Below are 11,507 nucleotides of genomic sequence, written 5' to 3'. Positions count from 1 at the left end.
CGTTAAAGAAACTCTCAACAGGCAAACGTGACTGACCTTAGGTAGAACCATGACAACCATGACAACCCAGTCCGCCGTGGCGGACGAGACAACCAGTCCCGATCGGTGAAGTTAACCTCCCGCGGGAGGTTAATTTCACCGATCGGGACGGACAACCCTGCCGGCCGGACGTAGGCAGGCGGGCACGTCAGTATTTACGTAAGTTACCTCCTGCCGGGCGCGGACCCTACACCCGACATCGGTCATCAGACATCGGTCATCCGACACCCGACATCCCCGTAAGTACAAACGAAAAAAACCTTCGAGGTCTCGTGAAATTCATCACACCTCGAAGGTTTTCCGTATTTACTATTCGGTCTCCGGTCTCCCGTCTTCCGTCTCCTTACCCCCTTCGAAGCGTCAGTCCCGAGAGCAGAGTTTACCTCCCGGGGGAGGCGAATAGGGAGTCACGAAGCCAACTCCCCCTTAGAAGGGGGCAGGGGGATGTCGTAACGTAGACACCGTTGTGCGAATGTCCGCTCGGACCTTTTTAAATACGTAATTACTAAAGAAAAAACCTTCCCAGCTCTCAGTGCCCCGCGCTCCACCTGCAAACCTCCTCCTCTGTGCCCTCTCGGTTATCAGCGGTTAATTAAAACCTTCACCTCCTTTGCGTTCCTTAAAAATCTTTTCGGTTAAGTAATTTGTGATCGATTGTCGAACCATGGTTGGTGAACTCAGTCGAACCACAAAAAAAAGCCTCCCGGTTAGAGAGGCTTGAATTCTTTCACTTAATTACGTTCCTTTTATAAGGAAGAGGCTTGATTAAGCATTACAATACAAAATAAGTGAATATATTTGTGAAAAGCAAGTAAAACACCTTGGACTATCATAAAATCGAATATTTTGTTTCGCAATCCCGCTTAAATCGCTTTTTAATTGCTGCGGGTAATTCTAAAACGAAAGCCCAGAAACTTTACAGGATCAACCTTAGAGTTTCTCAAGCCTTTTATCCCATAACTAAATCTATTTGAAATCTTTTTACGGAATAAAATCAACTATCAGGTTTCTTCTCACTTTACAAACCCTAATTGGATAATAGCTGAAAAAAATGGTTTTATGAACGACAGCTCTCTAACCGCCTCTCGCTTTTTTCTGAAAAACTCTGTCCTGAAGGCTGAAAAAACCATCAGAAGAATGGGGGGAACAATTACCCCAGGTAAAATTATTGCCGAACAGTCATTTGGTTTTTGGACAAGCCTATTCGATACACACCATTATAGGTTAATTGGTGGTTCAGTAATCCATGCTTTTCCCCACAAGCCATCCTTTGTAAACAGGAGCGTTTTAAACCAAAAACTGAATCGTGTCCGAGAATTCAGAAATCGGGTTTATCATAATGAACCTATATGTTTTAATGGAAATACAATAGATTTTACCGAGGCTTCCAGGATCAAAATTGAAATCTACGAACTCTTAGAGTGGATGGATCAAGACCTTATAGAGTTTGTTGAATACTACAATGGTATTGATAATAAAATCAATTCGTCAAAAAAACTTTAATTGGTATATCCTTCCTGAGGGCCACCCACACATCAGTAGGGTAGATAAGTAGAGGGATGAGGGTGGCCGGCGTTTTTCGCTCAGTGCTCAGTGCTCAGTGCCCAGCGCCCAGCGCTCCCTTCCTTCAGGCCGAGATTGCCCCATCAGGCGGACAACCATGACAACCCACAAATAGCAAAAGCCCGCATCAGCGGGCTCCTACCTATATAAATCTACTTGGTACTTGGTACCTGGTACTTGGTACCAAAAAACCTTCCTACTTCAACGAGTACCACTTCTTCTTCTCCTCCTCCTCATGGTAGCCATAGGATTTGCTCCCGTAGCCGTAACCGTAGCCATAGGTCCCGGAGCTGCCCTCCACGGCGTTGAAGATGGCGTAGAGATTCTTGACATCGCCCTTGGCCTTGAGTTCGTTCACAAACTGGATCGCGTCCTGGTGGGAGTAGTTCTGGCGGAAGACGAACAGGTTGATGTCGGCATACTTGAACAGGTCCTTGGTCTCAGACACCAGGCCAACCGGCGGACAGTCCATGATGATCACGTCATACTCCTCCTTCACCTCTTCCATCATCCTGGCAAACTTCTCCGTCATCAGCAACTCGGCCGGGTTTGGAGGGGTGGGACCCGCAAGCAACACGTCGCAGTCAGGGAAACCCGAACTCACCACCGCTTCTCTCCAGTCCATATTGCTGCTCAACACATTGCTGATTCCCTTACTGTAATTAATATCAAAATCTTCTGCAATCCTCGGCTTTCTAAGGTCAAGACCCATGATGAGGGTTTTCTTGCCGATTAAGGAGTAAACCGCCGCCGTATTATAGGCTACAAAGGTCTTCCCTTCCCCAGATATCGTAGAGGTAAACGATAAAGTCAAGGTATCCTGGTCATGGGGCACCAGGTAAGCCATATCCGCACGCAGGTTACGAAAGGACTCGGTCACCATGGACCTGGGCTTGGAAAACACCACCCGCTTATCAGCTGCTTTGGATTTGCCAATCTGGCTAAGCAAGGGCACTTTCAAGTCATGCTGCAACTGATCCGCATCTTCGATTTTGGTCTTCAGGAAATCACGCACCGTGATCACGCCAATTGGCAACATCAAACCCAAAATCAAACCTATTAAATAAGAAAGGCTTTTCTTCGGGGATATTGGCAAAGCACCCGCCCGGGCAAAATCCAGGATGCTGTTGTTTGGCATATTGGAGGCCTTGGTGATCTCCGATTCAGCACGCTTCTGAAGCAGGTACACGTAGATGTTTTCATTGATGGAAAACTGCCGCTGTATACCCAACAGGTTTCGCTCCGTTTCCGGCAGGGCATTGATGTCCCGCTCCACCATCTTTACCTTTTGGTTTAGTTCAGCCAAAATGTTCTCGGTATTGGTGAGCGCACTTCGCACGTTTTCCAACAAGGTCTTTCGGGTGTTCTGAATCTTGTTTTTTACCTCCACTACCGCAGGGGTCTGGTCGGAGAAGTTGGCACTTAGCCTTACCCGCTCAGATTGCAGTTCGGCAAGGTTGATTACCAAGGCATTCAGCAAGGGATCCTGTATTCCGATCACGGATGGGGCAGTCAGATCATCCAGCTGCTCATTGCTTAGATACTCCCTTAAATTAGTATAGTATTTTTTTCGAAGCTCAGCCTCGCTTTTTTCTTTCTCTAAACTTTCAAGTCTTTCAAATACAATGGACCCTTCCTGACTCAAATTGAATATGCGGTTATCACTTCTGTATTTCTGCAACCTGTCTTCAAAAAACGTCAAAGAGTCGGTGATGCCACTCAGCTGCCGGTCTATAAAACGTACCGTATTCTCACTCGCCTGGTTCTTAATCTTTAACTCACGGTCCAGATAGGCCTCCATCAGGTGGTTGAGGTAGTCCTCACCCAATCTCCTTACCGGAGTTTCCAGCGTGATGTTCAATAAGGAGGCCTGCTTATTGGTGGGAGCCACCTGCACTTTTTCCCTATATCCCTGGGCCAAAGTAGGCGTATCCATAAACTTCACAAACAGCACCTCTTCCGCCAAAGCCGAAGTGTTCTCCAAGGAAAACTTAAAATGATCCCCTTCTATGGTCTCCCCAAACTTATACCGACCTTCCTGAACCTGTACATTTTCAAGTTTGGTCTTGTAGAAAGGATCTGCAGGATTAAAGACTGAAAAATTATCCTCCTCAATACTCAATTCATACTCTTCCGTGTTCAGCACCTTGATCTTCCAAAGTCCCCCGGTAATCTGCGGATGCTTCCAGTCCAGCTGGGCATGAATGGGCACATTGCCGTAGAGCTGTGGCTTGGAGAAGATCCCGTCTTTGAAGTAGGAAACATTGAGGTTCATCTTCCTCACCGCTTCCTCGGCAAGGGTGTAGGATTTAAGGATCCCGACTTCGTTTTCGATGTTGTTTTTTCCGCCAAACATCCCCCCTGCCCCGTCAAACAGGTCAGCACCCAGCGAAGGGCTGCCATCCTGGATGAGCACGGTGCCTTCCACCTTATAGATAGGGGTGGCGATCCGGGTGAAGAACACCGCCAGGATCACCCCCAGCCCGGCCGAGACCACTATCCACGGCCAAAACCTCAGATACTTGAAGAGCAACTTCCTCAGATCAATCGTATCCTCTTCTTCCATCACCTGATACGGTGGATTAGGGTAATTATTCTGCTGCATAAACTAGTGAAATTTCTCGCCAAGACCGCAACGAAAAGCGCAGCGGCCACAACGTATTATTTTTTTTTGTATTTTGGTTGTACTAAGAGTAGAGCTCTGTGCTCTGCGCCCTGTGCGAATATTCGGTGGAAGTACAGGTTGAGCGCTGAGCCCTGGGCACTGGGCACTGAGAGAGTTGAAGCGCTCCGTGCTCCGTGCCCAGCGCTCCGTGCTCCGTGCCCAGCGCTCCGTGCTCAGCGCCCAGTGCTCCGTGCTCAGCGCTCAATGCCCAGCGCTCAGTGCTCAGTGCTCAGTGCCCAGCGCTCCGTGCCCAGCGCCCCGTGCCCCGTGCTCAGCGCTCAGCGCCCAGCGCTCCGTGCTCAAATCTTCCACTTATCCGAATACTTCTGCATATTCACCAGCATTCCGATAATATGCTCATACTCATTCATAAGTTCTTCGTATACCTCTTCCGATATATAACCGCACCTAAATGCGAAATCTAGCCAATTCTGAGTTTCGGAGGCTTCCCCTTCCGAAATGCTTATGCAATTGCAGAATGACTGTATATATTTTCTTCTCCTAAAGCCTTCAGCAACATTTGCACACACAGACCTAGAAGATCTTCTTATCTGATCTGTTAAAGAGTAGGTCTCCTCCTTTGGAAAAAACTTACTTAGCTCAAAAATCCGCATCGCAGCCTCAAAGGCTTTTTGATAAACGTTTAAATCTTTATAACTCTTGAACTTCTCCATATCTAATCAGTGGGAGTACAGGTGAAGCACTGTGCTCAGGGCCCTGTGCGAATATTCGGTGGAAGTACAGGTGGCGCACTGTGCTCAGCGCCCAGTGCTCAGTGCTCCGTGCCCACCGCTCAGCGCCCAGTGCTCCGCGCTCAGTGCTCCGTGCCCAGCGCTCACCGCTCAGTGCCCAGTGCTCAGCGCTCAGCGCCCAGCGCCCAGTGCTCCGCGCCCCGCGCTCAATTCGTAATCAAATTCAACACCAGCGCCACCGCCGTCAGCGACGTGATAAAGATCGACAGCGACTGCGCCGCGTTCTCCCCCGTACCAAATTCCCTCACCCGCATCGGCTCGGCGTAGATCTGGTCGTTGGGCTGGATGAAGTAGTAGGGTGAGCGGATCAGGTTACGGTCCCTAAGGTTCAGTCTGTGAACCCGCGTCCCCTCCGGATACTGGCGGATCAGCACCACCTCGTCCCGCTGGGCCACGGTGGTCAGGTCACCCGCATTGGCGATCGCCTCCAGGATGGTCATCCTGTCCTGCAGCACCACAAACTTCCCCGGCCTCCTAAATTCTCCCAGAGCCGAATAGCGTATACCGCCCAACTTCACCTTTACAAACACATCATTCTTGGCGTAGCTTTTCAGTTCTTCCTCTACCAATAACCTTACCTCTTCCAAAGTTTTATCCTGTACATTGATAGTTCCAAGTATTGGTAATCGAATTTCACCTACTTTATTAACAGAATAACCAGTCATATAGTATATATCTCCCCCACCTTGAGCAAGTTGCCCTGCCATTCTGGTCGCCGCGCCATCTGCAAAACCCGAAAACTCCTTATTCACCTGCTCATCCCTAGTTTGCACTTTAACATCAATGATGTCATTATACTGAAGTCTGTAATCAGGCATCTCATAGCTGATCAGTTGCCCATCGGCCATTTCCGGATCATTGTCAGCATTCTGAAGATAAATGAGTTTTTTGTTCTGCACACAGGAAGCCGCAGCGGCTAGCAGGATAACTAAAAGGATATTCTGTAATAATTTCATCGTAAAATTCTATAAATCAGCCCCAGGGGATGCCTTAGGCGGGGCAAATGTAGTAATTATTTTTTAATTTCGGTTGAATCGTGGGAGTACAGGTGAAGCACTGAGCCCTGTGCACTGGGCGAGATGAAGCGCTGAATCCAGGACCACGCACCCCCCGCTCCGTGCTCCGTGCTCAGTGCCCAGCGCCCCGTGCTCAGTGCAGCTCCACGTATAATACGGTTGATAACCTCTGAAGTATTACTCCATAAACCCCGTAACCTGAGAGAATTGAAGCGGTGAATCCAAGCCCTCGAAACCCCGCTCCGTGCTCCGTGCTCCGTGCCCAGCGCCCCGTGCGCAGCGCTCAACCCTCACCTCAGAAAATACACCAAATCCACCTTGGCGTAAACACTGAATAGATCCTTCCCTCTCGGCAGCTCAGGGCTACTCGAAGGATGTAACTCCCACTGGTAGTTAAATGCATTAATAAATTGTAACCTTGAGCTCAGCAGGAACTGATCCCATTGCCTATCTAAAAGTAAACCAAAACTCAAGTCAACCCAGGGACGAACTTCATCCTGGTCTCCAAACGCCCTTCTAAAAAATGTCTGATGGTTTTCCAGGCGTTCCAACACTATTCCGTATTTATTAAAAGTATCCACCACCGATAGCTCCATCGTTTGTACATTGGAACCAGAATCACCTACGCCAACCCCCAATGCCTGGCCAAAGTGGGCAAACCCCCTGGCACTTGAATGCTGATGCCATCCAAACAAACCGCTAGCACCATACCTTGCCATATAATTTATGGTCTCCAATTGCTGGGTCATCTCGGCTCTGATCTGGAAATGCCGGTCAGACTCAGGCAGAGGAATCAATTTATTGAAACCAAGAATATAGGCTCTAGAGTGCTCAGGATTTAGTAGGATATCCCTGAAATTAAAAGCGTGGTCCCGTCGCCCATATTCAAAATACATCTCCATCATCAATTTAGTGAAGATATATCGGCCAAACACAGTCACTTGCTGGTCTTTGGTATTATTATAACTGCCGTCCCTTGCAAACTTGGAGGGCTGGATCAAACCTTCAAAAACAGGAAGCCAATCCACAACTGAATTCCCCCTCATATGGTCAAATTGCTGAAAGGTTCGGCTAAAGCCTAAGAAAAGATTAGTTACCCACTTGGGCTGATAAGTGAGGGAAATGGCATTCAAATAGCGCCAATCGCTTACAGGCGGTTCATAGAAGGTAGCATTCAACTGATCAATTTGCGAGGGAGCCAAACCTGACGGACTGAGCCTCCCTATTAAAAACTGACCTTCAAATTGCCCTAAAAATGTTTTTACCGGCTTACTGGTGTTAAATGTAAAATGGGGAAAACCAGGGGCATTATATGAAAAAGTAAGTGCATTAAACTGACCCGGACCCCACCATATTTGCTGGGTGGATATGCCAGCTTCAACACTCCCTGCTTGAAGCGTTACTTTGGATTGCCCCCACCAAAAGCGGGTAAGCATCCCATCCCCATACCTTTCGGGAAAGTCACCGCGATTCCAAAGATAAAAACGGTTTTCAATAGCACCTATATCACCAGAATGTCCAAAGCCTCTATAGGGACGGTTTTGTGAGATAGCAAACTCAGGTTGCAATTGAAACTGTAAAAACTTATACCTGCCAAATATACCCCCACTTAGATATTGTTGTCCCCCCACATTCGGTGTCATCAAACCATTCCCATATCCATAGGGTCGACTATTATTAAAAGAGGTTCGGCTTATCAACGGCAATAAACCTACTGATACTTTATTATTATAATCCTTTGGGATCAAGTTTTTAAGTACTGGGAGGAACTCATAGCTAAACGGTCTATAAAAAAAGCTATATTTAAGACTCTCCTCTCCCGCTAACTGGTCCCTTCGGATCACTTCATCCAAAATAGGCGTACCAAGCGAAATATTTTGAGCTAGAGTTGAGCTTATTGAAAAAAAAATAAAGCAGAAAAAAATAGAACGAACTAGAGACAAAATTTACTTAAAAAAAACACTTCTTTAGATTTAGAAAAGAAAAAATTATTACAAATTTAATGTATCAAATATTTGATCCTGAGTGACATTTAATGCGGCACTACCGGTACACACACAAAGATTCCCACTTATATTATTTTTCATAAAGGACTTCGCATTCCCATTAGTAAGTCCCCGGATATTATAATGACAATCGTCATTTGCGGAATCGGGATCATGATCCAACTCTACAGTCCTGGGCAATAACGACTCATCTATACTCCAGAACACGATAGGATCTGTAGCGATTTGCCTATAGTGGGTTTCAATGTGCTGGCAGTTTCCACCAGATGTTTCCAATCCACACTGTTCGCTATATACAGATATTCCCCCATTCCCACTTGAATTTTTGAAGGCGAGACTGGTAATACGTCTTTTAATTCTATCATAGTGGTGTTTGGAAATGATTCGGATCCAGACCATAAAAGTTTTCTGCTTTCTTGAAGGATAATGTGTTTAAGCTCTCCTAGGTTATCAAATTCATTAGAATATATTTCTTCTTCGTCTGAATTTTCTATAACCAGCTGGAAAGATCCATCAGATTCAATAATTACTTCAAAATAATTATCTTTTGGATAAGTTGTAACCATAACTTCCCCATTGAGACCAGGGAAGGTATCAAATCGAACGAAGTAATTTTGATTAAAAAATGAAATTAAATCTTTGGCTTGCCGAAGAATATCTTCATCAAAGATCTCACCTTCTCCGAAGTGCCATCCAGAAGAGAAATTCTTGAATGAATCAATCTTTTCCTTTACAGCTTGACTACTATGTGGATTCTGAGTATTAATTTCAAATTGATTTATTACTGTAAAGCTCATTTCTTCTGCTTTTTTTGAAAGGATTCATTAAGATCATCGGTCGTCATGATCGTATTCCCAGTAGCATTTTCAATGCTACTGATCATTTCCGTCAATTTGATCGCTAGGGTTTTTGCAATTGAAAGAGAGGTATTTAAAACAACATTAGGCTCTCCATTCTTTTGAAGAACCATCAAAATGTCAGCATTACCGATACCATTGATGAAGCCATTGAAGTAGTATTTGGGTATGCGCTCATCCTGGAGTCCTTTTTCCAAAATTTTAACATTCATATCTTGAGTTACTTGCTCAGAGTCTTCTTTCATCGGTATTTTTTTTAGTAAATATACTTAAAATACAAAATACACCTAATAGTTTAACAAAAATTAAACCTCAAGGTTTTAATCTCACAAATTTAATTGTAAAACAGGACACTTTGAGTTATTCAATTACAATAAGTTGACCATTAATTTACTTGCTCCTCGCCCCTTTCAGCATGATATTCCGGCAGATTAGCCAAGCATACTTCACATCGGTTCGAAAAGGGGCTTTGGCATAGGCATCCAGATACCTTAGTTCCGAGGACATGATTTCTTCCAGGGTTTTGGGCATGTCTGCATAAAAAGGAGGTACTAATCCAGGCTTAGTTTTGGTCCTTTTGTCTTGAAGCTCTTTGCTATAGAGGTTAAAGTATTGGTTACTCAGGGGGCGTACCCCTATAAGCTTCATATCCCCTTTTAGCCAATTATAAAACATGGGAAGTTCATCCAACCAAAATTTTCTTAGGATTTTGCCAATGGGCGACACCCTAAAGTCATCTTTGAACTTTCCCCCCTCATCCAATTGGTTATTTTCAAACACATATTTTTGAAGATATTCGGCATAGGGATGCATGGTCCTAAGCTTATATACTTTAAATACCTCCCCATCTTTGCCAACTCTCTTCAACCTGACCAACGGTCCATAAGTAGGTTGTGGATCATAGCTGGGTTGTCCAGTTTTTTTAGCTGCAAAATAAACTTTATTATCGATCGAAGCCTCTGCTATAACCTCAAAACCACACGCATACAACCTTCCAAATGCCTCAGCTCTTGAAAGCATCCTTCGCTTACCTTTGGTAATATGAAAATAGAAGCGTTTAGAGAACTTAATCTTAGGTAAAAATCTATGCAGTATAGTATCCCAAAAATATACAAAGCCATTAAGGGGAGCCGGGTACTTATTCATCAACTTGACCCGCCTGTTGGCATAAGTTTCTACAGAAGCAATATAGATCCCTCCCAAAGGAAGCTTTTCATTAACAGATTCCAAAAACTTGTTAACCCATCGCTTTTCATTGACCTTTTTAAGGTTTATAATTGTAGAGCAATTAGGGCTGACATGTTCTAAATTGAACCTGTCTCCAGAGGAAAGATAAAACATTTCCTGACCATCCACATGCCGATTGGCTATGATAAATTCAAAAGCTACTTTACCAACTTTCTGACGGACTATATCATCCAATCCAAACTTGGCATCCTCATTGACAGATAGAAGTTCTTGCAGGTTGAAAGAACTTTCTAATTCTTTAAAATCTATAGTAGTAAAAGTTTTGTTCATTGAAATGATAAAAAGAGTAAGTAATTTATTTATATAATTGATAAGTAAGAGAGTTAATAAAGTTCTTCTTTAATTTTATTTATGATGAATGATGTTACATCAATTTTATCTTTAATCAATTGCTGCTTCTTTTGGACAAAACTTAAAGGATTATTTCTTTTAAGTATTTCAATTCCTTTATTAAGCCCTCTTTCTTGATCCTCTTCCGATTCAGTGAAATTATAAACTAACCCATAATTATCTTCGAGTTCAGTAGTATAACCTCTCCCAACATTATCATGGTAAATTGAAGGAACACCCAATACGGCACATTCAGAGGACATAGTAGAACTTTCTCCGTACAACAAACTTGAGAAGGCTAAAACATCATGCATTTTATGAGGGGGGATATTAATTCTGTATTTTTCTAATTGAGGAGGAAGAAAATCCTCTGAGGTAATAAAAACCTTACCATATTTAGAAAATTCATTGGTGCATTTAATCTTATGATCCAGCGTTAAACCTTTATGCCCAATATCATGACTTGCTTTCCATGAGACAAAACGTAAAATAATATATCTTTCCCCTTCTTTAATCCCCAAAAAATCTTTAATTGATTCATCTGGTTGAAAATATTTAGGATGCAAATAGCTCAATTCCATCAATCCATTAAATAATTTTTGATTATGATGCAACTTACCTTTATAGGAACTAGGCGAAAAAATTTTTTTTGTAAAAGGTCTATAAAATTTATGCGCTAATTTGGCATTTTCTGTATCATCGAAAGCGATATGCGGCTTACCTGTGAATTTAGAAACATGGGCAGCATAAGGAGATGCAAAACTTAAATATAAATCAGGATTAAATTTGATAGCTTTTTTATAGATAATTAAATCTGCATACATTATATATAAGATCTTACCAAAAAAGCTATTCCTTCCTTTTCCCCTTGAGAAATAATCCATTTTTAAATTATCCAACAAGCTAAAGGAAACGTCTTTATTCCGAGCTATTATAAGAAATTCAAATCCTTCCGATTTCAAAATAAGGATTACATTTTTAAAATAGTGAACATGAGCAGGATGACCTATATCAATTAATACCCTCAAAGC

9 protein-coding genes are annotated in these 11,507 nt (G+C 43.6%); 1 reads left to right on the top strand and 8 read right to left on the bottom strand.

Annotation, left to right across the window (positions count from 1 at the left end; genetic code table 11):
* Nucleotides 1-1,098 precede the first annotated feature (1,098 nt).
* The gene (locus tag KI659_RS17875) at nt 1,099-1,542 is read left to right on the top strand and encodes a hypothetical protein (RefSeq protein WP_213946751.1); all 444 of its coding nucleotides are present in this window, start codon (nt 1,099-1,101) and stop codon (nt 1,540-1,542) included.
* A gap of 256 nt (nt 1,543-1,798) precedes the next feature.
* Here KI659_RS17875 and KI659_RS17870 read toward each other — a convergent pair whose 3' ends face one another.
* The 8 genes from KI659_RS17870 to KI659_RS17835 form a co-directional block, all read right to left on the bottom strand.
* Nucleotides 1,799-4,207 carry a GumC family protein gene (locus KI659_RS17870; protein WP_213946750.1) on the bottom strand — a complete coding sequence of 803 codons (2,409 nt, stop codon included), beginning with the start codon at nt 4,205-4,207 and terminating at the stop codon, nt 1,799-1,801.
* 359 nt (nt 4,208-4,566) lie between these two features.
* A complete protein-coding gene (locus KI659_RS17865; RefSeq protein ID WP_213946749.1) occupies nt 4,567-4,941 on the bottom strand; it encodes a four helix bundle protein in 375 nt (124 codons plus the stop codon).
* 224 nt (nt 4,942-5,165) lie between these two features.
* Nucleotides 5,166-5,975, bottom strand: a complete 810-nt coding sequence (locus tag KI659_RS17860) for a polysaccharide biosynthesis/export family protein (RefSeq protein ID WP_213946748.1) — start codon at nt 5,973-5,975, stop codon at nt 5,166-5,168.
* 350 nt (nt 5,976-6,325) lie between these two features.
* Nucleotides 6,326-7,783 (bottom strand): capsule assembly Wzi family protein, encoded by a 1,458-nt coding sequence (locus tag KI659_RS17855; protein ID WP_246535468.1) that lies wholly within the window; start codon nt 7,781-7,783, stop codon nt 6,326-6,328.
* A gap of 449 nt (nt 7,784-8,232) precedes the next feature.
* Nucleotides 8,233-8,838, bottom strand: a complete 606-nt coding sequence (locus KI659_RS17850; RefSeq protein ID WP_213946747.1) for a hypothetical protein — start codon at nt 8,836-8,838, stop codon at nt 8,233-8,235.
* Complete coding sequence (locus tag KI659_RS17845; RefSeq protein ID WP_213946746.1) at nt 8,835-9,143, bottom strand: hypothetical protein; 309 nt, start codon at nt 9,141-9,143, stop codon at nt 8,835-8,837. Before KI659_RS17845 ends, KI659_RS17850 begins: the two co-directional genes overlap by 4 nt.
* A gap of 145 nt (nt 9,144-9,288) precedes the next feature.
* Complete coding sequence (locus KI659_RS17840; protein WP_213946745.1) at nt 9,289-10,416, bottom strand: sugar transferase; 1,128 nt, start codon at nt 10,414-10,416, stop codon at nt 9,289-9,291.
* Between the two features lie 53 nt (nt 10,417-10,469).
* A complete protein-coding gene (locus KI659_RS17835; RefSeq protein ID WP_246535467.1) occupies nt 10,470-11,504 on the bottom strand; it encodes a DUF354 domain-containing protein in 1,035 nt (344 codons plus the stop codon).
* Nucleotides 11,505-11,507: the final 3 nt, after the last annotated feature.

This window comes from Litoribacter ruber (genome assembly GCF_018449405.1).
In the GTDB taxonomy this organism is placed as follows: domain Bacteria; phylum Bacteroidota; class Bacteroidia; order Cytophagales; family Cyclobacteriaceae; genus Litoribacter; species Litoribacter ruber.
This window is presented reverse-complemented; position numbering and strand designations above follow the sequence as displayed.

What these genes read in the sequence shown, in the direction of transcription:
- KI659_RS17875 (WP_213946751.1), top strand. Translation starts at nt 1,099, where the DNA reads ATGAACGACAGCTCTCTAACCGCCTCTCGCTTTTTTCTGAAAAACTCT.
- KI659_RS17870 (WP_213946750.1), bottom strand. Translation starts at nt 4,207, where the DNA reads ATGCAGCAGAATAATTACCCTAATCCACCGTATCAGGTGATGGAAGAA.
- KI659_RS17865 (WP_213946749.1), bottom strand. Translation starts at nt 4,941, where the DNA reads ATGGAGAAGTTCAAGAGTTATAAAGATTTAAACGTTTATCAAAAAGCC.
- KI659_RS17860 (WP_213946748.1), bottom strand. Translation starts at nt 5,975, where the DNA reads ATGAAATTATTACAGAATATCCTTTTAGTTATCCTGCTAGCCGCTGCG.
- KI659_RS17850 (WP_213946747.1), bottom strand. Translation starts at nt 8,838, where the DNA reads ATGAGCTTTACAGTAATAAATCAATTTGAAATTAATACTCAGAATCCA.
- KI659_RS17845 (WP_213946746.1), bottom strand. Translation starts at nt 9,143, where the DNA reads ATGAAAGAAGACTCTGAGCAAGTAACTCAAGATATGAATGTTAAAATT.
- KI659_RS17840 (WP_213946745.1), bottom strand. Translation starts at nt 10,416, where the DNA reads ATGAACAAAACTTTTACTACTATAGATTTTAAAGAATTAGAAAGTTCT.